Origin of the sequence: Streptomyces sp. NPDC101234 (assembly GCF_044767525.1) — a bacterium.
Lineage (GTDB): Bacteria > Actinomycetota > Actinomycetes > Streptomycetales > Streptomycetaceae > Streptomyces > Streptomyces sasae.
Genome location: NZ_JBIWOA010000005.1, coordinates 329,554 through 352,073, shown reverse-complemented (window position 1 = coordinate 352,073; position 22,520 = coordinate 329,554). Strand labels below are relative to the sequence as shown.

Annotated in this window: 21 protein-coding genes; 10 read left to right on the top strand and 11 right to left on the bottom strand. The window is 71.5% G+C overall.

The features are described 5' to 3' along the window. Window positions 1-53: 53 nt before the first annotated feature. A complete protein-coding gene (locus ACIRR9_RS12280; protein ID WP_384557434.1) occupies window positions 54-578 on the top strand; it encodes a hypothetical protein in 525 nt (174 codons plus the stop codon). 271 nt (window positions 579-849) lie between these two features. Here ACIRR9_RS12280 and ACIRR9_RS12275 read toward each other — a convergent pair whose 3' ends face one another. The 7 genes from ACIRR9_RS12275 to ACIRR9_RS12245 form a co-directional block, all read right to left on the bottom strand. Then, window positions 850-1,377, bottom strand: coding sequence for a hypothetical protein (locus tag ACIRR9_RS12275; RefSeq protein WP_403750358.1), 528 nt, complete (start codon window positions 1,375-1,377; stop codon window positions 850-852). Between the two features lie 40 nt (window positions 1,378-1,417). Continuing rightward, the gene (locus ACIRR9_RS12270; protein WP_403750355.1) at window positions 1,418-1,615 is read right to left on the bottom strand and encodes a hypothetical protein; all 198 of its coding nucleotides are present in this window, start codon (window positions 1,613-1,615) and stop codon (window positions 1,418-1,420) included. A gap of 84 nt (window positions 1,616-1,699) precedes the next feature. After that, complete coding sequence (locus ACIRR9_RS12265; protein ID WP_384557432.1) at window positions 1,700-2,737, bottom strand: rod shape-determining protein; 1,038 nt, start codon at window positions 2,735-2,737, stop codon at window positions 1,700-1,702. Window positions 2,738-2,925: 188 nt separating this feature from the next. Continuing rightward, the gene (locus ACIRR9_RS12260; RefSeq protein WP_403750545.1) at window positions 2,926-4,341 is read right to left on the bottom strand and encodes a carboxyl transferase domain-containing protein; all 1,416 of its coding nucleotides are present in this window, start codon (window positions 4,339-4,341) and stop codon (window positions 2,926-2,928) included. A gap of 4 nt (window positions 4,342-4,345) precedes the next feature. Further along, a complete protein-coding gene (locus tag ACIRR9_RS12255; RefSeq protein WP_403750352.1) occupies window positions 4,346-5,827 on the bottom strand; it encodes an acyl-CoA synthetase in 1,482 nt (493 codons plus the stop codon). A 128-nt stretch (window positions 5,828-5,955) separates the two neighbouring features. After that, window positions 5,956-6,564, bottom strand: a complete 609-nt coding sequence (locus tag ACIRR9_RS12250; protein ID WP_403750349.1) for an O-methyltransferase — start codon at window positions 6,562-6,564, stop codon at window positions 5,956-5,958. Between the two features lie 10 nt (window positions 6,565-6,574). Beyond that, on the bottom strand, window positions 6,575-7,639 hold the full coding sequence (locus ACIRR9_RS12245; RefSeq protein ID WP_403750543.1) for a MerR family transcriptional regulator: 1,065 nt from the start codon (window positions 7,637-7,639) through the stop codon (window positions 6,575-6,577). A gap of 128 nt (window positions 7,640-7,767) precedes the next feature. Between ACIRR9_RS12245 and ACIRR9_RS12240 the strand changes: the two genes are divergently transcribed. After that, window positions 7,768-8,649: a RimK family alpha-L-glutamate ligase gene (locus ACIRR9_RS12240; protein WP_403750347.1), complete on the top strand. Its 882-nt coding sequence runs from the start codon at window positions 7,768-7,770 to the stop codon at window positions 8,647-8,649. Here ACIRR9_RS12240 and ACIRR9_RS12235 read toward each other — a convergent pair. Beyond that, the gene (locus ACIRR9_RS12235) at window positions 8,627-9,184 is read right to left on the bottom strand and encodes a hypothetical protein (RefSeq protein WP_403750344.1); all 558 of its coding nucleotides are present in this window, start codon (window positions 9,182-9,184) and stop codon (window positions 8,627-8,629) included. The two genes, ACIRR9_RS12240 and ACIRR9_RS12235, sit on opposite strands and share 23 nt — an antisense overlap. A 186-nt stretch (window positions 9,185-9,370) precedes the next feature. Between ACIRR9_RS12235 and ACIRR9_RS12230 the strand changes: the two genes are divergently transcribed. Both ACIRR9_RS12230 and ACIRR9_RS12225 read left to right on the top strand, forming a co-directional pair. Continuing rightward, complete coding sequence (locus tag ACIRR9_RS12230; protein ID WP_403750342.1) at window positions 9,371-10,144, top strand: IclR family transcriptional regulator; 774 nt, start codon at window positions 9,371-9,373, stop codon at window positions 10,142-10,144. Continuing rightward, complete coding sequence (locus ACIRR9_RS12225; RefSeq protein ID WP_403750339.1) at window positions 10,141-10,992, top strand: SMP-30/gluconolactonase/LRE family protein; 852 nt, start codon at window positions 10,141-10,143, stop codon at window positions 10,990-10,992. The genes ACIRR9_RS12230 and ACIRR9_RS12225 overlap by 4 nt, the downstream gene beginning before the upstream one ends. Before the next feature lie 65 nt (window positions 10,993-11,057). Here ACIRR9_RS12225 and ACIRR9_RS12220 read toward each other — a convergent pair whose 3' ends face one another. Together ACIRR9_RS12220 and ACIRR9_RS12215 are read right to left on the bottom strand one after the other, a co-directional pair. Further along, window positions 11,058-12,284, bottom strand: a complete 1,227-nt coding sequence (locus tag ACIRR9_RS12220; protein ID WP_403750541.1) for an MAB_1171c family putative transporter — start codon at window positions 12,282-12,284, stop codon at window positions 11,058-11,060. A 14-nt stretch (window positions 12,285-12,298) separates the two neighbouring features. Continuing rightward, window positions 12,299-12,901 (bottom strand): toxin-antitoxin system, toxin component family protein, encoded by a 603-nt coding sequence (locus ACIRR9_RS12215; RefSeq protein WP_403750337.1) that lies wholly within the window; start codon window positions 12,899-12,901, stop codon window positions 12,299-12,301. 244 nt (window positions 12,902-13,145) lie between these two features. Here ACIRR9_RS12215 and ACIRR9_RS12210 point away from each other — a divergent pair, with 244 nt between their 5' ends. From ACIRR9_RS12210 to ACIRR9_RS12190, 5 genes are all read left to right on the top strand, one after another. Then, window positions 13,146-14,501: an extracellular solute-binding protein gene (locus ACIRR9_RS12210; RefSeq protein WP_403750335.1), complete on the top strand. Its 1,356-nt coding sequence runs from the start codon at window positions 13,146-13,148 to the stop codon at window positions 14,499-14,501. Next, the gene (locus ACIRR9_RS12205) at window positions 14,498-15,436 is read left to right on the top strand and encodes a carbohydrate ABC transporter permease (protein ID WP_403750333.1); all 939 of its coding nucleotides are present in this window, start codon (window positions 14,498-14,500) and stop codon (window positions 15,434-15,436) included. Before ACIRR9_RS12210 ends, ACIRR9_RS12205 begins: the two co-directional genes overlap by 4 nt. After that, window positions 15,433-16,287, top strand: coding sequence for a carbohydrate ABC transporter permease (locus tag ACIRR9_RS12200; protein WP_403750331.1), 855 nt, complete (start codon window positions 15,433-15,435; stop codon window positions 16,285-16,287). Before ACIRR9_RS12205 ends, ACIRR9_RS12200 begins: the two co-directional genes overlap by 4 nt. 10 nt (window positions 16,288-16,297) lie before the next feature. Continuing rightward, window positions 16,298-17,269 carry an arabinan endo-1,5-alpha-L-arabinosidase gene (locus ACIRR9_RS12195; protein ID WP_403750328.1) on the top strand — a complete coding sequence of 324 codons (972 nt, stop codon included), beginning with the start codon at window positions 16,298-16,300 and terminating at the stop codon, window positions 17,267-17,269. Window positions 17,270-17,389: 120 nt separating this feature from the next. Beyond that, entirely contained in the window at window positions 17,390-18,901 is a 1,512-nt protein-coding gene (locus tag ACIRR9_RS12190; protein WP_403750326.1) for an alpha-N-arabinofuranosidase, read from the top strand. A gap of 78 nt (window positions 18,902-18,979) precedes the next feature. Here ACIRR9_RS12190 and ACIRR9_RS12185 read toward each other — a convergent pair whose 3' ends face one another. After that, the gene (locus tag ACIRR9_RS12185) at window positions 18,980-21,979 is read right to left on the bottom strand and encodes a beta-galactosidase (RefSeq protein ID WP_403750324.1); all 3,000 of its coding nucleotides are present in this window, start codon (window positions 21,977-21,979) and stop codon (window positions 18,980-18,982) included. Window positions 21,980-22,052: 73 nt separating this feature from the next. Here ACIRR9_RS12185 and ACIRR9_RS12180 point away from each other — a divergent pair, with 73 nt between their 5' ends. Further along, a complete protein-coding gene (locus ACIRR9_RS12180; RefSeq protein ID WP_403750321.1) occupies window positions 22,053-22,511 on the top strand; it encodes an RrF2 family transcriptional regulator in 459 nt (152 codons plus the stop codon). Window positions 22,512-22,520: the final 9 nt, after the last annotated feature.

The following is a 22,520-nucleotide window of genomic DNA, read 5'->3' as shown; positions in this document are numbered from 1 at the left end:
TCATGCCCACGACTGCCCGGAAAGTGCCGGGCACTTCACCGGGAGACCCCCACATGTCCCGAATACAGCGCCCCCTCGTCACGACCCTCTCCGCTCTCGCCCTCACCGTCGCGGGCCTCACCATCACCACCGGCACGGCCCACGCCCAGTCGTGCAGTCAGGCCTACCTCCCGCTCCCCGACCCCAGTTGCCAGCCCGGTGACTTCAACCCCGACGTCACCCAGAGCACCATCGACTCCACCATCTGCGTCTCCGGCTGGACCGCGACCGTACGTCCGTCCAGTTCCTACACCACCGCGCTGAAGAAGAAGCAGATCGTCGAGTACGGCTACACCGACACCAGCACCTCCGACTACGAGGAGGACCACTTCGTCCCGCTGGAGCTCGGCGGCGCTCCCAAGAGCGAGCTGAACCTCTGGCCCGAACCGGAGTACGGCACCAAGACCGCCGCCAACAAGGACACCGTCGAGAACAAGCTCAAGAAGGCCGTCTGCGCGGGCACCGTCAGCCTCGCCGACGCCCAGGACGCGATCGTCACCGACTGGACGACGGCCCTGTCCAACCTCGGCCTGAGCTGACCGCACCAACTTTCCTGCCCCGCACGAGGCTTGGATCTGTCACGTGCGGGGCAGAGCCCTCCTACCGGACACCAGGTACGGGTCAGGACTCGGCACGAGGAGGGCGTCATGGACGGTCGGATCCGAGTACGCGTCGTTCGTCGGCCCGCTCCCCGGGGGCAGGAGATCGACCGCAGGACGCCTTCCGGGCGGATTCTGCCGTACTGAGACCGGGCAACCGGCAGCAGCAGGGGCCACGCTCGGCTGTCTCCCGGGTGGACGGTCGACGTGGTCAGTCGCGCAGGATCCCCGGTGGCCAGAGCACGGTGACCCGGCGGCCGTTGGCCCGGGCGTACGCGACGACCTCGGCCGTGCCGCCGCGTCCGCGGGCCGGGCGGCCGTCCCAGACGGCGACCAGCAGCTCGCAGTGGTCCACGACCCAGCGCCCCGCCATGTCGTACGCCGCCTCCGGCGAGGGCTCGGCCGGCAGGTCCACGCGGGTCGTGCAGCGGGCGAGGAGACGGCGGTAGGACGCCAGCGCCGCCGCGTCCTCGAACTGGGCCTCGTAGTCCGTCCCCGGGATCACGGCGGTGACCCGGCCGCCGGCCGCCAGCGCCAGGTCCGCGCACAGCTGGTCCGCCCCCGCCGCGAGACTGGTCAGCAACTCGGCCTCACCGCCCAGCAGCCCGCGCATCCCCTCCCGCACGGCGGACCGCACGGCATCGGGAAGAACACGGTGCCCGGTGACCCCGATCCTGGTCACACCGCCGGTCATGCCCCCGCCGGCCAAGCCGCCGCCGGTCATGCCCCCGTCGGTCATGCCCCCGCCCTTCGCCGACATCGGATCGACTCCGCGCACTCTAGGACGGTCCGAGGGGCTCCTGCCAGGTGATGGTCGTGTCCTCGGCGCCATCGGCGACCGCCGGGCGGTGGACGGAATCGGCGAGTGCTGCGAGCCGGGGGGTCGTGAGGTGCACGGCGGTCCGTTCCGGCAGGCGGCCGTCCACCGGGCCCGCGCAGTGGGCGGAGCGCCGGGAGTCCGGCCCGGCGGCGACCACGGCCGAGGGCGGTGTACCGGGCGGCGGCCGGCTGGGCGGCGGGAGAAGCGGCGGCCGCGGCGCCGGGTCGGACCGGGCGGTGCCCTACGCGGCCAGCGGGCCCAGTGCCAGGGGCTCGATCCGGCCCTCCAGCATCGCCCCGATGCCCTGTACGACGCACACGTCCGGGCGCTCCGCGATGTGCACCGGCATGCCGGTGGCCTCCCGGAGCAGTTCGTCGAATCCGGGGAGCAGCGCCGAGCCGCCGACCATCATGATCCCGCGGTCGGCGAGATCGGCGACCAGGTCGGGCGGGCAGTCGCGCAGCACCTTGCCGATCCCGTCGAGTACGGCCGTCAGCGGGGTCTGGATGGCATCGCGCACCGCGGCGGTGTCGACGAGCACGCTGCGCGCGCGCCCGGTGGCCACGTCCCGCCCGTGGATCTCCGTCCAGGTCGGCCCTTGCGGGGTGAGCCCGTTGCCCGACAGGGCGATCTGCAACGGCCGTACCGACTGGCTCGGCAGCATCAGCTCGTGCTCGTGCCGCAGCAGCTGCACGATCGCGTGGTCCACGGCCTCGCCGCCGACGGGCAGCCGCTCGGCGCACACGATGGACCCGAGGGAGAGCACGGCGACCTGCGTGGCGGCGGCCCCGCACACCAGGATCATGGTCGCCTCGGGCCGCTCCACGGGCAGGCCGCACCCCACGGCGGCGGCGATCAGCGTGTCGACCAGCTCCACCCGCCGCGCCCCCAGCCCCACCAGCGTCTCGATGGTCGCCCGCTGGGCCAGCGGGTCGGCGTCGTGCGGAGTGCAGGCCGCGGCCCGGAGCCGGGGCTTGCGGCGCAGCATCCGGCGGGTCTTGTCACCGAGCAGATGACGCAGCATGCGCTGGGCCATCTCGATGTCGACGACGGTGCCGCCGGCGACGGGCCGTACGACACGGATGTAATCGGGCGTCCGGCCCGTCATCCTCTCCGCGAGCTCGCCGACGGCGATCAGGGCGCCGGTACGGGTGTTCATGGCGGCGACGGAGGGCTGGTCGACGACCAGCCCCATGCCCTTCACGTACACCCGGGTGCGGGCGGCCCCCAAGTCGACGGCGAAATGGCAGCGGCGCAACTGCTCCAGGCTGACGGTCACGGCGGATCCTCCCGAGTGCGCGGGCCGTGGGGCGGGCGACGAACGGCGGCTTCCTTCGCATCCTCCGGGGGATCGGCTCGGCGCGCCTGCGGGAGGGGGCCGGGCGGGGTGCGGCTGAATGGGGGGTTTCGGGCCCGGGAGCGTGAGAGGGCTCGGGCGCCCGTTGTCACCGAAGGCGACGGTCCGTGTCAGGGCAAGGGCGTCACGATGCCCCGGACCACCCCCAGCTCCACCAGGTCCTGGGGCCGGATGCGCAGCTGGTCGGCGGTCGCCTCGACCTCCTCCGGAGGGCGTTTCAGGATGGCCGCGGCCAGCTCCGGGGCGATGACGGAGAAGTAGCTGTCCGGCGTGGCCCAGGTGTTGCCGGGCGCGGCCAGCGCCAGCGCACCGCCCGAACCGCCCTCCCCGATGACGAGGGTGGTGATCGGCATCCGGGCCGCCGCCACCTCCCCGAACAGCTCCGCGATCGCCGCGCCCGCGCCCTGCCGTTCCGCGTCGGCGTCATTCGCGGCGCCCGGGGTGTCGACGAGGGTCAGCACGGGGATGTCCAGCCGGTCCGCGAGCCTTATCAGGCGAGCGGCGGTGCGGTACCCGGCCGGCCGGGTGGCCGCCCCGGTCTGCGCGGCGAACGCGATGGTACGGCCGTTCCGCTCGCCGAACCCGCACAGCATCCCGTCCGGATCCGCGCCGCCGCACCGGTCGCCTACGAGGGCGACCCGGCGGGTGAAGTAGGCGTCCAAGTAGGCCTGGGCGCGGGGGCGTCGCGGGGCGCGGGCGCGCCGGACGGCCTCCCAGCCGGTGGCGGGCAGCCCGGTGGCGGGCAGCCCGGTGGTGGGCAGCCCGGTGTCGGGGAGCCCGGTGTCGGGGAGCCCGGTGGCGTCGAGGGCGGCCGGCGGGTCCGCCGGGTCCGTGGCCGGTGCGGTCAGCAGCCGCAGCCACAGCCCGAGCACCGTCCTCAGCTCGGCCAGGGGCACCACGGCGTCCACCGCTCCCGCCGCCAGCTGCGCCTCCGCCGTGAACGCGGCCGGGTCGGCGTCCGGCGGGCGGACCCGGGAGCCCGCGAAGCCGACCTGGGCGCCGGGCAGCGCCAGGATCACATCGGCGCCGGCGCCCAGGGTGGCCCAGCCGCCGCCGGTCGTCGGGTCGCGCAGAACCGCGATCTGCGGCAGCCCCGCCTCCCGGGTGAGCGCCGACTGCCGTGCCACCCGCTGGAGTTGGGACAGGGCGAGCATGCCCTCCTGCATCCGGCTGCCGCCGGTCGCGACCAGCGGGACCACCGGGAGGCGGTGGGCGCGGGCATGGACGTACGCCGCCTCCAGCCGGTCCCCGGTCCGTTCGCCCAGCGAGCCGCCGAGGAACCCGAACTCGAACGCGATCAGTACGGCCGCCGTGCCCTCGACGTGTGCGGTGCCGACGACGACCGACTCCTCCTCGCCGGTGCGCTCGGCGGCGCGGGCGCGCGAGGCGTCGTAACCCTGCCAGCCGAGCGGGCCGTCGGGCCCGGACTGCCGTGCCGGGGGCGGGAGTTCGGCGAAGGTGTCCGGATCGGCGACGAGGGCGAGGATCCGGCGGGCGGAGAGCCGTTCGGGCGTCTGCCCGGGCATCTGCTCAGACACCCAGGGCCCGCTTCATGATCTTCCCCATGTCGTTGCGGGGAAGGGCGTCCAGGTAGCGGACCACGCGGGGCCGTTTGTGCGGGGCGAGCCGGCCGGCGACATGGTCGGCCAACTCCTCTGCGGACGGCGGCGCTTGAGGATCAGCCGGGACGATCCAGGCGACGATCCGCTCGCCCAGGTCCGCGTCCGGCTCCCCGGTGACGGCGGCCTCCCGCACCCCCGGATGTTCGAGCAGCGCGTTCTCGATCTCACCGGCCCCGATCTTGTAACCCCCGCTCTTGATCAGGTCGGTGGCCTTGCGCCCTACGATCCGCACATAGCCGTTTGGCTCCCGCACGGCCATGTCGCCGGTGCGGAACCAGCCGTCGGCGGTGAAGGCGGCGGCGGTGGCGTCGGGCCGGTTGAGGTATTCGGTGAACAGGTTCGGGCCGCGTACCTGGATCTCCCCGACGGTCTCCCCGTCGTACCCGGCGATCGCCGTCCCGTCCTCCTCCACCAGCCGCAGCTCCACGCCGGGCAGCGGCACGCCGACGGTCCCCGCCCGCGCCTCCCCGTCCGCGCGGACACTGGTGTTCATCAGGGTCTCCGTCATGCCGTACCGCTCGATGACCCGCCGTCCGGTGGCCGCCGCGATCCGCTCGTGGTCGTGGACGGGCAGCGCGGCGGAGCCGGAGACCAGCAGCCGGGCCCGGCCGAGCGCCTTCGCCAGTCCGGGGTCGTCCGGCAGCGCCTCGGCGATGCGGTGGTACATGGTGGGCACGCCGAACACCATGGTCGCGCCGTCGTTCAGCTCGCGGGCCACGCCGTCGGTGTCGAAACGCCCGAGGTGACGGACGCTGCCACCGCGCCGCAGCGGTCCGAGGATCCCCAGTACGAGCCCGTGCACATGGAAGAGCGGCAGGCCGTGCACGAGGACGTCCTCCCCGGTCCACTGCCAGGCGTCGGCGAGCGCGTCCAGGGTCGCGGCGAGCGCCCGGCGCGGGATCACGGCGCCCTTGGGCGGGCCGGTGGTGCCGGAGGTGTAGACGACGAGGGCGGGGTCGGACTCGGTGGTGCGGTCCTCGGGGACCGGGCCGGAGGAGTCCACGTCGACGTCGATGCGGGGCAAGTCGGCGAGGGCGGGCGGGAGTTCGGCGCCCGGGGCGGCCAGCACCGCGCTCGGCGCGCTGTCGGCGAGGATGTGCGCGAGTTCCTTGTCGCCCGACTTGGGGTTGAGCGGTACGGCCGCCCTGCCGGCGAGCAGCGTGCCGACGACGGCGACGGCGGTCTCCAGTTCCGGGGTCGCCCACACCGCGACCCGGTCGGCGTCCCCGACCCGGCCGGCCAGGGCGCCCGCCGCGGCGGCGAGTCGCCCGTACGTCAACGACCGTGAGCCGAACCGCAGGGCGACCTTCCCCCGGACTCCGTCCGGGGAGACCCCCATCTCGCTGCGCTCGCCGGAGCCGTCCACCAGGGCCGGAAACAGAAGGGACACGCGACGACTCCTCACATCGGAAACACCGGTCGGAACCTCGACAGCCCCCTTCCTACACCAGGAGCAACGCTCCCAGGGCGCCCCACCCGCGCCCCGGACCCGGGGTGTTGATCACAGTGGCGGGTCCCTCACAGGCGCCGTGTCCCGACGACGGTGCACAGATCGGGTGCGAGCCGCACCTCCGCCGCCCGCAGGGCGGGATGCTCCAGCCAGTACAGCCGCGCCCGGTCCACACCTCCCGCGTGCCGGGGCGGCCACCGGTCGGAGGGCGTGAAGTCGTCGATGACGACGGTGCCGCCGGGGACCAGCAGCCGCTCGACGTCGGCGGGCACATCTCCGTCGGCCTTCCCCTGCCCGCCCCCGTCGAGCACGAGCAGTTCGTACGGCCCGTACGCCCCGATCTCTCGCCAGTCCCCGCACAGCACCCGCACGCCGGCCCGGTCCCGGAACACCTCGGCGGCGGCTCCGGCCCGCCCGGCGTCCCGCTCCACGCTGAAGAGCCGCACCCCGTCCCGGGCTCCCGACGCCAGCCAGGCCAGCCCCACCCCCAGCCCGGTCCCGGTCTCCCCGATCCGCCCCGACACCCCGACCCCGCCGGCGAGCAGCTGCAGCAACCGCCCCTGCTCGGGCCGGCAGGAGTAGGGGAAGGAGCGGTCCCGGGCGGCGCCGAGGGCACGCTCGACGAGGGGAGGCAGGCCGGAGAGGCCGGAGTGGGCGTCGGTGCCGTGAAGTGTCATGGCAGAGTTTCTAGCGCTCGGCGGGAGACACCACGTCGGCGACGACCGCGCTCACATTGTCGGCCCCGCCCGCCGAGTTGGCCTCCTCGACCAGCACCCGCACCGCGTCCCCGGGCTCGACGGCACCCAGCAGCTCCCGGATCCGCTGGTCGGAGACCTCCCGGCTCAGCCCGTCCGAGCACACCAGATACCGGTCCCCGTCCCGCGCCTCGTGCAGCTTCAGATCCGGCGTGGCCGCCCGGTCCCCCGACAGCGCCTTCGCCAGCAGCATCCGCTGCGGATGGCTCTCGGCCTCCTCCGGCGTCAGCCGGCCCTCGTCGATCAGCGACTGCACCACACTGTGGTCGTGGGTGATCCGGAACAGCTCACCGTCCCGCAGCAGATACGCCCGCGAGTCCCCGATGTGGACGAGGGCCAGCCGGGACCCGGTCCACAGCAGCGCGGTGAGCGTCGTACCGACGTCCGTACTTCCCCCGGCCACCTCCCGCACCGCCTCGTCCGCCGAACGCACCGCGTCCTCCAGGAGGTTCAGCACATTGCCCGCCGAAAGCTCCTCTTCCTCCAGGGACTTCAGCGCCTCCACGGCGGCGGCACTGGCCAGTGCCCCGGCCGCTCCGCACCCGTCGGCGACGGCCAGCAGCCGGCGCCCCGCGTACACGGTGTCCTGGTTGGACGGCCGGACAAGCCCCCGGTCCGAGCGGGCGGCGTAACGCAACTCCAGCATCTTCGTCGTTTCCCTTCTCGACTCTCCCGACAGGTGGTCGACGAGGAACGCGGCCAGGTCCCGTCGTACGACGGTCTCCGCCTCGACACGGGCCCAGTACGCCCGTATCTCCCGGGCGGCCGGGCCGGCCGGCAGCCCGCACACCTCGCGGATCAGGGCCAACGGCATCCCGAGCCGCCGTAGCCAGGCGACCAGCCGGGCGCGTTCGAGCTGCTCGACGGCGTAGTAGCGGTAGCCGGTGTCCGGGTCGACCCGGGCCGGCCTCAGCAGTTCCAGCTCGTCGTACAGCCGCAGCGCCTTCGGCGACAGCCGGCAGGCCTTGGCGAAGGCGCCGATGGTCATCCACTCCATGCCGTCACCCTGTCCTGCCTCGTGTTCCTCGACGTCCACCACCGATGCTGGGGCTTCACCGAAGGTGAAGGTCAACGGGTTAGTCTGCCGAAGAATCGCAGTCACCGTCAGTCAAGGGAGCCCCCGCCGTGCCTCGCATAGCCCTCGCCACCTACGACCCCGGTACGGAGCCGAGCAAGGACCAGGACCTGCCGGTGCTGCTGCGGGCGCTGGCCGACGCCGGCGCGGACGCCGTCGCGCACGCCTGGGACGAGCCCGGCGTGGAGTGGGGCGGCTACGACCTGGTCGTCATCCGGTCCACCTGGGACTACAGCTGGCGTACGGACGAGTTCGTGCCGTGGGCGGAGCGGGTCGGGAAGGCGACGCGGCTGGCCAACCCGGTCTCCGTCGTGCGCTGGAACACCGACAAGCGGTATCTCGGCGACCTCGCGGCGGCCGGGGTGCCCGTCGTGCCGACCCGGTACCTCGCCCCCGGCGACCCGGCCGGGGCCGCCGCTCTCCCCGCCGACCGCGACTTCGTGGTCAAGCCCACCTTCGGCGCCGGTGCCCGGTTCGCCGCCCGCTACACGCCGGGCGAGCACGAGACGGCCGTACGGCATCTCGCGCGGATGCACGACGAGGGGCTGACCGCGATGGTGCAGCCGTACGTCGCCGGGATCGACGTCAGCGGTGAGCGGGCGCTCCAGTTCTTCGGCGGGCGGCTGCTGCACGCCAGCCGCAAGCGGGCCGTGCTCACGCCGGGCACGGCGTACGACGCGGACAAGGTCGCCCACCCGGACCTGGCGCGGTGGAGCCCCACCCCGGCCGAACTCGCGGTCGCGGAGCGCGCGTTGGCCGCCGTACCGGAGGCGCCCGAGCTGCTGTACGCCCGGGTGGACCTGGTCGACGGGGAGGACGGACAGCCGCGGGTGATGGAGCTGGAGCTGGTCGAACCGAACCTGTTCCTGTTCCTGCACCCGGGGTCGGTGGACGCGGTGGCGGCGGCGATCATCGATGCGGCTCGTCGATGACGGCGGTGCGCTGCAGCAGCCCCCAGGTGAATTCCGCGACCACCTGACGGCCGTCGGGCACCTGGAAGGTCAGGCCCCACCGGGTAGGGGCCGAGCCCTCCAGGGGGCGGGCGGGGGCGAAGGCGCGGGCGGCCTCGTCGACCGTGCAGGACCAGGGGGTCAGGTCCTCGTACGTCTCCAGTCTCGGCGCCGGGGCGCCGGGGGCGCGGACCAGCCACTCGTTCCAGACCGCGCCGCCGGGGCCGACCATGATCTCGAAGCACAGGGTCGGCCAGAGCGGAAGCGCCCACTGCCAGGCCATGCACTCCAGGTCACCGACGGTCCGTTTCGTCTCCCACTCGGGCGGGCCGAGCACCGAGCGGTAGCGGGCGGCGGCGGACCGGGACCTGGGTGACCGGACCATCGCCTGCCAGCGCTTGTTGGCCTCCCTCATGTCCGCGATCGACGCGCCCAGTTCGCGCCGGGCACCCTCCACCAGGTCCGGGTTGTGGTCGGCCATACGGCGCAGCAGCACCAGCTGGAAGTCCAGTTGCATGGGACCCATGGTGGCCCGATGGCGGCCCCACGGTGCACATGCCTGTGGCCGGGTCGTTCCCGACCATTGCCCGCGCAATCCTCGATGGTTAGCCTGTGTTCGTCATGCCGATCGCCTGTTGATATCTCGAACGGCTCCGCCGCTCCGACGAGATCTGGCGCTTAGACCCAAGGGAGGGGGCCGGACGTGGGACGCCTTGTGCCTGCCGTGACCCGGGCTCTCGACATTCTTGAGCTCTTCCTGGACGGGGACGGGACCCTCTCCGCCCCCGACATAGTGCGCAAACTCCAGCTGCCGCGGACCACCGTGCACGAGCTGGTGACCACGCTCTCCGCCCGCTCGTACATCGTGCCCGTACCCGGACAGCCCGGACGCTACCGGCTCGGTGTCCGCCCGTACCAGCTCGGCAGCAGATATGCCGAGCAGCTCGACCTCGCCGCCGAGGGCCAGCAGGTCGCCCGGTCCGTCGCCGAGACCTGCGACGAGACCGTCCATGTGGCGATCCTGGAGGGCACCGACGTCATCTACATCGCCAAGGTCGACTCCACGCACGCGGTCCGGATGGTCTCCGCCGCCGGCCGCCGGCTGCCCGCCCACTGCACCTCGGTCGGCAAGATGCTGCTGGCCTCGCTGCCGGATCCGGAGCTGTCCGCGCGCATCCCGGACGACGCCGACCTGGTCCGGATGACCCCGAACAGCATCACCGAGCCGGACGCCCTGCGCGAGGCCCTCACCGAGATCCGCGCCCGCGGCATCGCCGTGGAGAGCCGCGAGTCCAACCCGGACGTCTCCTGTGTCGCCGCGCCGGTCCGCGACCGCACCGGCCAGGTCGTCGCGGCGCTCTCCATCTCCGTCCCGATGATCCGCTGGAGCGACGAGCGCCGGGGCGAGCTGGAGCAGCTCGCCGCGAAGGGCGCCGCCGAACTCTCCGAGCGCCTCGGCCACCGGAGCGTGGGATGACGACGACGGCTTACGAGGTCGCGGTCGCGGCGGAGGCGACGCTCGGCGAGGGCCCGACCTGGGACCCGGCGACCGGCCGCCTCATCTGGATCGACGTACTCGGCTCGCGCGTCAACACGTACGACCCGTCGACGGGCCGTCGTACGACCCGGACGACGGACCAGCACGTGGGTGCGGTCAAACCCCGCGCGAACGGCGGCCTGGTCCTCAACCTCCGGGACGGCGTGGCCCTGCTGGACCCCGACGACACGTTCCGCTGGCTGCACCACGAGCCGGTCGCCGGGCGCCGCGCCAACGACGCGGCCGTCGCCCCGGACGGCTCCCTGTGGGCGGGCACGATGCGCTACGACGAGACGACCGGGGGCGGCACGCTCTCGCGGGTGGCGGCCGACGGTACGGCGACGACGCTGCTGCCCGACGTCACCGTCAGCAACGGCACGGGCTGGAGCCCGGAGGGCCGCCACGTCTACTACATCGACACGCCGACGCGCCGCGTGGACGTCTTCGACTACGACGGCGAACTCCCCGTCAACCGCCGTCCGTTCGTGACGATCGAGGAGGGCGCCGGTTACCCCGACGGCCTGACGGTCGACGCGGACGGCTGTGTGTGGGTGGCGTTGTGGGACGGGGGAGCGGTGCGGCGGTACACGCCGACGGGTGAACTGGACCGTGTCATCACGCTGCCGACGCCCCGTACGACGGCCTGCGCGTTCGGCGGCGCCGACCTGACGGATCTGTACGTCACGACGGCGCGGGTGGGGTTGAACGCGCCGCACCCGACGGCGGGTTCACTGCTGGTGATTCCGGGTGCGGGACAGGGCGTCGCCCAACCGGCCTTCCAGGGCTGAAAGTTGATTTGATCAAGCGTTCGTCCGCGGGTGCGTGGGGGCTGGTCGCGCAGTTCCCCGCGCCCCTAAAGAGGCGCTTCGTGCACCGCGATCTTTCTGGTTCGGGTCGTGGCACGTGCGCGTACCGCCTCAATCTCCTCCGGGTGTCTCAGGGCCCGGGACACCGCGCCGATCTCCTGGAGGAGGTGGGTGGAGTCCGGGGCGTCGGTCGTGTCGGTGGGGTCGGGTGTGCGGCCCCGTGTGTCCACGGCGTTCAGGATGCTGACCGCGGAGGCCAGGGCCCGGGCCTGTTCGGAGGGGTGGCCCAGGGCGAGCGCGGCGTCGTAGGCGCGCCGGTCGAGGTCGGCGTCGATGTGCCGGGTCAGGGGGAGCAGGACGTCCCGGATGAACGTCTCGCGTCGCGTCAGCCGCAGTTCGGGCGTGGCACGCAGCACGAAGGGGACGCCGTCGCCATGCACGGTCCGGGTCAGCTGGTACAGCGGGCGCAGCTCGCGGTGGGCGATCCGGACCCGCCAGCGGTCGTGGAGGTACTGGCCGACGTGGGGGAGGATGAAGCCGACGGCGATGTTGATGGCGGAGAGGGCGGCGGCGGCCGGGGCCAGGTCGGTACTGAGCCAGTCCAGGTCCGCACCGGACCAGCGGGCGGCGACCGCGACCAGCTTGGCCGCGTCGAAGATCAGGTTCAGTACGTAACCGACGCCGAGCAGCTTCAGCCCCGAGTGCAGCCATGCGTCGAGGCCTTCCGTGCGCACCCAGTTCCAGATCAGCCGCGAGGTGATGACGCAGGCCAGGGAGTGGGCGACGAGGTAGAGCAGGATCTCCTCGCGCATGTACGGGGTGGTGGCGTAGTACGTGTCCAGGTCCCGCAGCCGCTCCACTGGCACGTCGGCGAGGGCGAACAGCAGCCACAGGGTGGCGATCACCGCGGAGTAGCCGGAGATCACCCAGCGGATCGCACGCCGGGTGGCCGCGGACCGGTCGGACAGGCCGTTGCGCCAGGCGATGATCAGCAGCAGACAGGAGGCGCCGAGCGCGGTGAGCAGTGAGTAGCACCAGGGCGCCGAGATGTTGGGCACACCGGTCCACCGGTTCACGGCGGCGATCGTCGACGGGGTGCAGAACACGAACACCGCGCTGCCGAGCAGCAGCAGTCCGCCGACCGCGCGCAGCAGCGGGTCCCGCCACAGCCGGATGATGGAGGGCAGCTTGATCGCCAGGGCGGTGGTGAGCACCGCGGTGGGGATCCAGAAGGAGATGTAGAACTCGCCCAGGATTCCAGCGGGGTTGGGCATGGCCAGGGGGGAGGTCACCGCGCCGCTCCGCCGCGCCCGCGGTAGCCGAGGGAGCGCTGGACGGGGTCGTGCGGGGAGCGGCCCGGCCGTTCGACGTACGGCCGGAAGGCGGTGGCGAGCCGGTAGCCGAAGTCGTCGGCCTCGGCCTCGTCGGTCTCCCGGGAGCCGTTGCGCGCGGCCACTGTCAACGCCGTGTCCCGCCAGCCGGGTTGGCCGACGAGCGCGCGGGCGGCCTCCGGGGCGACCCCGTGCTGGTGCCGGTGGCCGGCCTGCAGATGCCACAACTCATGTCCGAGGATGACCAGTTGCTGCACGGCCTCGGCCCGCTCCTCGACGATGACCAGGTCGAAGTCCTGGAACTCCACCCACAGTCCGGTGACCTCGATCTCGTCCGGGAACCGCTCGAACCGCAGCTCCACCGGCCGTCCGGCGCGCAGCGCGGTCATCTCCTCGCACAGCGCCCGGCACAACTCGCCCACGTCGGCGGGCGGATACGGCCGGGCACGGACGGCGGCGGCGAGGCCGGCGGCGAGGACACGCATCTGTGCGTTCGGCCGGGAGAGCCGCGGCCTCGCGGTGATCCGGGCCCACAGGTGCCGAGCGCCGGCCAAGTCCATCGCTCCCCCTTCGCACCGCCCCGACGGCGGTCACCGCGCCGCGGCGGCCCGTCCGAGGTTACGCGTCCGGATGTGTCCCCGTCATGCGATCCGACGTCGGTGATTCACCTGGGAACGAGTGAGAACGAGTGCCTGATACAGGAAAGTCGCGCTGTACCCATTGACGCGGAAGCGCTTCGATTTTACGGTCCCGTTCGAAGTTACGGGCATGATTCGATATGTCGAACGAGTGTAAGGGCAGGCAATGGGACGACCTGGCCTCAGTCGCAGGCAACTACTGGGCGCTGCGGGCGGGCTGGCGGTGGCGGGGAGCTTCGGCTTCGCGGCCCTCGGCAGCGGCGCCGACGCGCTCGCCTCCACCGCACGCACCCGCGTGCGCTACTGGAACCTCTTCAGCGGCGGTGACGGCTCCAACATGATCGCGATGCTGGACGCCTTCCGTAAGGCGCACCCGGACATCGCGGTGAAGGACTCCACCCTCCAGTGGGGCAACCCCTTCTACACCAAGCTCGCCATGGCGGCGGCCGGCAACCGCGCACCGGACCTCGGCGTCATGCACATCGGCCGGGTCGCCGGCTTCGCGCCGGGCCGCCTCCTGGACGCCTGGGACGTCGACCTGCTCGCCAAGTACGGCCTGCGGGAGTCGGACTACAACCCCAAGCTGTGGCAGCGCGGCATCGTCGACGGCAAGCTCTACGCCCTCCCGCTCGACGTCCACGTCCAGCTCTGCTTCTACCGCAAGGACGTGCTGAAGAAGGCGGGCCTGCTCGGCGCCGACGACCGGATCGTGCCGGTCAGCTCCACCGACGACTGGTTCGGAGTCCTCAAGGAGGCCAAGAAGGCCACCAAGAAGGGCCTGCAGACCATCGGCCTGTGGATCAACGACCAGAACTTCCAGTGGTGGTTCTTCGTCGCCTTCTACACGCAGCTCGGCGGCACCTGGTTCAACGACGCCCGCACCGAGGTCACCTTCGACACCGACAAGGCCACCCAGGTCCTGGAGTTCCTGCGCCGTCATGTCACCGACGGCTACGCCGACCCGACGATGGGCTCCGTCAACGCCGAACAGTTCATCAACGGCGCCCCGTTCGCCTGGGAGGGCAACTGGTCGGTGCCCGTCTACTCCGGCGCGAAACTCGACTACGGCGCGATCCCTCTCCCGCCCGTCTTCGGCACCCAGGCCACCCACGCCGAGTCGCACTCCTTCGTGCTGCCCCACCAGTCCGACCGCGGCGGTGCCACCGATGAAGCGGCCCACCAGCTCGCCGCGTACGTCGTCACCCACGCCCAGCAGTGGGCGGCCGGCGGCCACATCCCCGCCTATCTGCCGACTCTCTCCACTCCCGCCTACCAGAAGCTCTACCCGCAGAACGAGTACGCGTCGGCCATGAACCACCAGGCCAACGAGCCCAAGGTGTGGTTCGCGGGCTCCACCGGCATCCTCGCCCAGCGCGTCGGCCCGATCGTCGTCTCCTCCACCGTGGGCTCGGCGAAACCCGATGCCGCGGCCGGCCGGATGAAGAAGGAACTCGCCACGCTGCTCGCGATGAAGAACCCCATGGACGGCAAGACCGCCGCGCAGGGAGGTACGGCCGCATGACGACCGCCGAGACCGTCTTCGCACCGGCCCGCGCCAGGACCGCCGCCGCGAGCGCCACCCTCCGCCGCAAGCAGGGCTTCCAGCACGGCGGCTGGTTCGTGGCGCCCTTCCTCCTCCTCTTCACCCTCTTCGTCATCTGGCCGCTGCTGCGCGGTGTCTACCTCAGCCTCACGGACGCCAACATCACCGGCACCGGCGAGAGCTTCATCGGCCTCGACAACTACCGCGAGGCCCTCAAGGACCCGCTGATGTGGGACGCCCTCGGCCACAGCGCGTACTTCACGCTGCTGGTCGTACCCTGCATCACCGTCCTCGCCTTCCTCCTCGCGATGCTCGCCCACCACATCGAGCGCGGCAAATGGCTGTGGCGCCTCTGCTTCTTCGCGCCCTTCCTGCTCCCCTCCACGGTCGCCGGCAACCTCTGGCAGTGGCTGTTCAACCCCGGCACGGGAATGGTCAACTACGTGTTCGGCATCGACACCCCGTGGCTGACCGACAAGTCGTACGCGATGCTCGCCATCGTCATCGAGACCCTGTGGTGGACGGTCGGCTTCAGCTTCCTGCTCTACCTGGCCGCCCTCCAGTCCATCCCCGCCCACCTCTACGAGGCCGCGAAGCTGGACGGCGCGAACGCCTGGCACCGCATGGTCCACATCACCCTGCCGATGCTCCGCAACATCACCGGCCTGGTCATCGCCCTGCAGATCCTCGCGTCACTCCAGGTCTTCGACCAGGCCGTGGTCATGATGGACTTCGGCCCGGGCCCCGAGAGTTCCACCCGCACCTTCGTCCAGTACACCCTCGAAGAGGGCTTCACCAGCTACCGCGTCGGCTACGCCTCCGCGATCTCCATCATCTTCTTCGTGATCATCGCGGCCGTCGCCCTCGTACGCATGTGGCTGCTGCGCAACCGCACCGAGGAGGCCACCCGATGACGACCGCCGTACCCGTGAAGCCCCGTAGGGCGTGGACGCCCAGCCAGATCGTCCTCACCCTGCTCGGCACCGCCGTCTCCGTGGTCTTCCTCGCCCCCCTCTTCTGGGGCCTGTTCACCTCCCTCAAGTCGGAGACGGAGGCCGTCGACGTACCGACGCACTGGCTGCCCGAGCACTGGACGGGACAGGCCTGGAAGGCCCTCTTCGAGACCGGCAACATCACCGACTGGTTCGTGAACTCCCTGGTCGTCTCGGTCTGCGTGACGTCCGTCGTCGTACTGGTGAGCGCGCTCGCCGGATACGGTTTCGCACGCACCGAGTTCCGCGGCAAGGGCGCGCTGATGGGCCTGGTCATGTCCGGCCTGATGGTCTCCCCGGCCGTCCTCGGTGTTCCCCTCTTCACCACCGTCCAGCAGATGGGCATGGTGGACACCTACTGGGGCATGATCCTGCCGCAGTGCGCCCCGGCCGCGATGGTCTACATCCTCTACAAGTTCTTCCAGGGCATCCCGCGCGAACTGGAGGAGGCCGCCTTCATCGACGGCGCGGGCCGCTGGCGGGTCTTCTTCACCATCGTCCTGCCGCTGTCCCGCCCCTCCCTCGCCGCGGTCGGCATCTTCACCTTCATCGCCTCGTGGAACAACTTCCTGTGGCCCTACATGGTGACCAACAACCCCGACCTGATGACCATGCCGAACGGCATCGCGACCGTCATGAACTCCTACGGCATCCAGTGGGCCCAGCTCATGGCCGGCGGCCTCATGGCGGGCCTCCCGCTGATCGTCGTGTTCGTCTTCTTCCAGCGCCAGATCGTGGCGGGCGTCGCCCACACGGGCCTGGCCGGCCAGTAGGGAGCCCGAGTTGAAGCGTTTCCCCAGACTCGCCGCGCTCCTCACGGCGGCGACGATCGCCCTCCTCCCCACCACCGCCTCCGCCGACGCCGCCTACCCCGACCCCCTCCCCCTGACCGGCCAGCAGATCATCCACGACCCCACGGTCCACCAGCTGAAGAACGGCCGGTACGTCGCCTACTCCACCGGCGGCATCATCGGCGCCCGCCTCTCCACGAACCTCCGCGACTGGACCGACGCGGGCAACGCGTTCACCACCCCGCCGAGCTGGTGGTACGACTACAACTCCACCGCCGACCCCTGGGCCCCCGACCTCTCCTACCGCGACGGCCACTACTGGCTCTACTACGCAGTCTCCTCCTGGGGCACCAACCACTCCGCGATCGGCGTGGCAACCTCCCCGTCCGGCCTCCCCGGCACCTGGACCGACCACGGCCCCGCCTTCACCTCGCAGACCACCGACTCCTGGAACGCCATCGACCCCGCGATCGTCCGCGCCGACGGCCGCCTGTGGATGGCGTTCGGCTCCTACTGGACCGGCATCCGCATGGTCGAACTCGACCGCAGGACCGGCAAGGCGCTCCCCGGAGCCCCCGTCGCCCACCTGGCCACCCGCCCCGACGCCCCCTACGCGGTCGAAGGCGCGTCGATCCTCCACCACGGCCGCTACTACTACCTCTTCGCGTCGTACGACGCCTGCTGCGCGGGCGCGAACTCGACGTACAAGATCAGAGTGGGCCGCTCGACGTCGGTGACGGGCCCGTACACGGACAGCACGGGCACCCCGATGCTGCAGGGCGGCGGAGACCTGTTCCTGGCAGGCCACGGCCGCTACATCGGCACGGGCGGCGAGTCCACCTTCCGCACCCACGGCAAGACCTGGCTGGCGTACCACTACTACGACGCCGACGACAACGGCACGCCGAAGCTGGGGCTGAATCCTTTGGGCTGGACAGAGAACGGCTGGCCGAAACTTACTTAGGGGCAGCCGACCCAGGGGCGCGGGGCTGTGTCCATTTGCGGCTCCGCCGCGTGGGCGCGACCAGCCACAACGCACCCGCACCCGCCCACGATTGAGAACAACCCACCCCGAAAGGCGAAAATGCGCACCGCCCGCTTCACCCTCGACCCCGCCTTCACCATCGGCGAAGTCAACCCCCGCTTGTTCGGCTCCTTCGTCGAGCATCTGGGCCGCTGTGTCTACACCGGCATCTTCGAGCCCGGCCACCCCACGGCGGACGACGCCGGCCTCCGCCAGGACGTCCTCGACCTCGTCCGCGAACTCGGCGTCACCACCATCCGCTACCCCGGCGGCAACTTCGTCTCCGGCTACCGCTGGGAAGACTCCGTCGGCCCCGTCGAGGACCGCCCCCGCCGCCTCGACCTCGCCTGGCGGTCGACGGAGACCAACCGCTTCGGACTCGGCGAGTACATCGCCTTCCTGAAGAAGGTCGGCCCGCAGGCCGAGCCCATGATGGCGATCAACCTCGGTACGCGGGGCGTGGCGGAGGCACTGGAACTCCAGGAGTACGCCAACCACCCCTCCGGCACCGCCCTCTCCGACCTCCGGGCCGCGCACGGCGACAAGGACCCCTTCGGCATCAAGGTCTGGTGCCTGGGCAACGAGATGGACGGCCCCTGGCAGACCGGCCACAAGACGGCCGAGGAGTACGGCCGTATCGCCGCCGAGACCGCCCGCGCCATGCGCCAGATGGACCCGACCGTGGAACTGGTCGCCTGCGGTTCCTCCAGCCAGTCCATGCCGACCTTCGCGGAGTGGGAGGCGACGGTCCTCGCGGAGACGTACGACCTGGTCGACTACATCTCCCTGCACGCCTACTACGAGCCCCAGGACGGCGATCTCGACTCCTTCCTGGCCTCCGCCGTCGACATGGAGTCCTTCATCGAGAACGTGGTCGCCACCTGTGACCACGTGGGCGCCAGGCTGAAGTCCCAGAAGAAGATCAACCTCTCCTTCGACGAGTGGAACGTCTGGTACACCTCGAAGTGGCACGAGATCGAGAACTCCGACACGCGGGACTGGCCCGAGGCCCCCCGCCTGCTGGAGGACAACTACAGCGTCCTGGACGCGGTGGTGTTCGGCTCCCTCCTCATCGCCCTGCTCCGCCACGCGGACCGCGTCACGGTCGCCTGCCTGGCCCAGCTGGTCAACGTCATCGCCCCGATCATGACGGAGCCCGGCGGCCCGGCCTGGCGCCAGACGACGTTCTTCCCCTTCGCCCAGGCGTCGCGGTACGGCAGGGGCCAGGTCCTGGACGTACGCGTGGACTCACCGACGCACCAGACGAAGAAGTACGGCGAGACGAGTCTGCTGCACGCGACGGCGGTCAGGGCCGACGACGGCACGGTCACCGTCTTCGCGGTCAACCGCAGCCAGACGGAGGCCCTGCCCCTCGAAATCGCCCTGAGCGGCCTCGACCTGACCCAGGTCACGGAGCACAGCGTCCTCGCCGACCAGGACCCCGACGCCCGCAACACCCTGGAGGCCCCGGAGCGGGTCACGCCTCACCAGGCCGAGGGCACGACGCTGAGCGACGGCACCCTGAAGGCAGTGCTTGAGCCCCTGTCCTGGAATGTGATCCGACTGGCGTAAGCGCCCCTTCAGGGGCGCGGGGCTGTGTCGATTTGCGGCTCCGCCGCGTGGGCGCGAGCAACCACACACAACCCGCACCTAACGGCCGGGGGAGTCCACCCCCACAACCGGCACTCCTCCGGCCGCACTCCCCAGCAACTCCAGCCGTACCGACCCAGGACCGATCTCCGACGTCCCGTCCCCGAGCACGGCCAGCGCCAACGTGTTCGCACCCCGGGTCCGCAGAATCCCGTTGGGCAGCACGAACGAATGCTGCGGCCCGACATCGTTGATGTACTGCCCCAGATTCCACCCGTTCAGAAAGATCTGCACCCGGTAGGCGCGAGCCGGATCGTCCTCCAGCACCAGCCCCACCGACGCGTCGACCCCGTCCGGTACGGCCAGCCGGAACCCGGTCCGGTACCAGGTGACACCCATCCCCTGGTCCGCGCGCGGAAGTTCGGCCGCCTCCCACGCACCGTCCGCGAACCCGGGGAGATGCCAGCCCTCCCGTTCGCCGTACAGCCCGCCGTTGTTCTGCGGCCCCCGCACCGGATCCGGAGCGCCGGCCCCCTGGATCCGCCAGCTCACCGTAGGGGAAGCCCCCTTGAAGGTCACGGTGGTCAGTCCGCGTGCCGCCTTCTGCGTGTCCACGGATCTGCCGTCCATGTCGTGCTGCATCCGCCGCACGAGTACGGACAGCACATGCGACCGCTTCTCCTCCGCCTTCTCCCGCTCCTTCTTCGTTTTCGGCCCGGCGACGGGGAATTCGGCGGTGGCCGTCCAGCTCCCCTGCCGGACCGTCTTCGCGTCCGGTACCGGCATCCGGTGCGAGCCCAGCGGCTTCCCGTCCAGCCAGGCCATCAGCATGCCCTGGGTTCCCGTGCTGTAGGCGAGGGAGACGGACTCCAGGCCCACCAGGGAGTCGTCCTCGATCCGCCCCCGGTACCAGACGTCCCCGTAGTGGAAGCCGTAGTCGTCGGCGAAGAGCACCGGCCGGCCCTTGGGCACGGGCGTCGTGCTGAACGTCGTCTTCTTGTCGGCGACCGTCCACTTCGAGTCGTCGAAGCCCGCCGCCGACTCGGGGTTCTCGGTCTTCCGGCGCCAGCCGGCCAGCGCGGGCAGCGCCACCTTCGGCGCCCCCGCGAGGTTGATCTCGGAGACGAGGCTGCCGGCAAGGCTCACCCGGGTCCGCACCGGCTGTCCGTTCCAGGTGACCGAGGTGATCCCGCGGGGCCCCCAGACCTCCAGACCGGTCTCGACGGTGGTGTCGCCGGTGAGCTCCACGGTGTCCCCGCGGAGCTTGGCGTGGCGCAGCAGCGTCGGTCCGTAGACCAGCACCGTGCCGGACGGGGTGTCGTACGGGAACAGCCGCATGGACGTCCCGTCGGCGGCGAAGAGCAGCAGCAGCGGGGTGTCGCTGTCGCCGCGCTGGACCAGGACCCGGGTGAGCCCGCCCACCCCGAGCGGCACGGTGACGTGCAGGACGTCCTGGTCGTACACCCAGGCCGCCTCGGCGTCGATGCGCTGGACGAACGGCTCGGACGGGCTCTCCAGCACCAGGTGGGCCATCTCGCCGTACCGGCCGGTGAACAGGGCGATGTCCTGCCGGCCGGCGGTGAGGACGAACGCCGGCTGGGCGGTGCAGTACCGCAACGTCCGCTCGCCGAGGGCGAGCCCGGTGGTCAGGAGCCGGGCGTCCGTGGCGGGGACGGTGACTTCGACGTCGTCGCCCGCCGCGGTCCTGAGCGTGGACTTCACCTCGGTCGTGCTGTCGTTGCGCAGCACGTACACATGGGAACCGGTGTCCGGGTTGGTGAGGTGGTACGCCTTCAGGCCGGGCACATGGACGTCCGCCGCGCGTTCGAGTTTCGCGAAGTCCGGGACGCGCTGGAGGAGATGGCCGAGCTGGTGCATCGGCGCGATCTTCGTCGTGACGTTGCGGGCCTCATCGATGGCCGCGCCGTAGTCGTACGACGTGTAGACGACCGGCGCCGGCAGCCAGCCCCAACTGGTGCCGCCGTAGGTCATGTAGACGTTGTGGAGGGTGATGCCGTTGGCGAGGTTGGTGAGGTAGAAGCGGCGTTCGTAGGCCGCGTCCCGGGTGAGCCGGGATCCGGCGTAGCCCTTGCCGCCGAACTCGACCCCGCCCCAGGGGTCGAACCAGCCGCCCCCGAACTCCGGTACGAAGCCGGGCGTGTGCGGGCTCGCGGTGGCCCCGCCCTCGAGGCCGCCGGTCCCGAAGTCGCCCCAGTCGGGCGGGGTCTGGGTGGGGGAGGGGTAGCCGTCGAAGCCGTACAGCCACTTCCCCTTCTCGCCGCCGGTGTCGAAGGAGCCGGGGATCCAGTAGCCGTTGCGTCCCTTGTCGTTGTGGAAGAGGGGGACGTCGATGCCGTCGGCCCGCACCTTCTTGTACAGGTGGGACATGTAGGCGGGGCCGGTCGGGTCGGTGACGTGGCCGTCGTACTCGTTCTCGATCTGGTAGAGCAGCACGGACCCGCCGCCGTCCGTGAACTGGTGGCGGCGCACGATGCGGTTGACGGCCGTCAGCCACGCGTCGACATGCCCGAGGTAGGTCGGGTCGGTGGTGCGGGCGGTGCCCTCGGTGGCGGTGAGCCAGCCGGGGAAGCCGCCGGCGTCGACCTCGGCGTTGATGTAGGGGCCGGGGCGGACGATGACGTACAGCCCGGTCTCGGCGGCCGTGCGGAGGAAGAGATCGAGGTCGCGCACGCCGGTGAAGTCGTACGCGCCGGGTGCGGGGGAGTGGTAGTTCCAGGCCACGTAGATGCTGACCGTGTTGTAGCCGTGCGCCCGCATTTTCTCCAGCACGTCCCGCCACAGGGACGGGCTCGGGAGGCGGAAGGGGTGCATCTCGCCGGACCAGACCACCAGCCGCCGGCCGTCGACGACGAGGGAGTGGTGGTCGTAGCCGATGGTGTGCCGCTGCCCGTCGGCGCTCGGCGGGGCCGGGGCCGGGCCGGTCGGCACGCTGCGCGCCGCGTACGCCGAGGGCGCGCCGGGGCCGCCGCTGCCGCCCAGGGCGAAGCCGAGCGCGGCCGAGCCGGCGAGTGCACTGAAGGTACGTCTGCTGAGCGCCAAGGGATCCTCCCGGGCGATCTTACGGGGCGCGGGTCCGGTCATTCTGCACGGGAGTACGCCCCACAATGGATCCATGAGGATCTCGGCACGGGCGGATTACGCGGTACGGGCGGTACTGGAGCTCGCCGTACGGCAGGGCGGCGGTCCGGTGAAGGCGGAGGAGATCTCCTGTGCGCAGGACATCCCGCACAAGTTCCTCGAGGGCATCCTGGGCGACCTGCGGCGCGCCGGGATCGTCGACAGCCGGCGGGGCGGGGGCGGTGGCTACCGGCTGGCCAGGGAGGCGTCCGCGATCACCGTGGCGGACCTGATCCGGGCGGTGGACGGTCCGATCGTGTCGGTACGCGGCGAACGCCCGACGGGCCTGGCCTACACCGGCACCGCCCAGCCCCTGCTGCCGCTCTGGATCGCGTTGCGCGCCAACGTCCGCAAGATCCTCGAAGGTGTCACCGTGGCGGACATCGCGGCGGACGCGCTCCCGGAACCGGTACGGGCGCTGGCGGCGGAACCGGCGGCCTGGGAGAACCCGTAGCACCCGTAG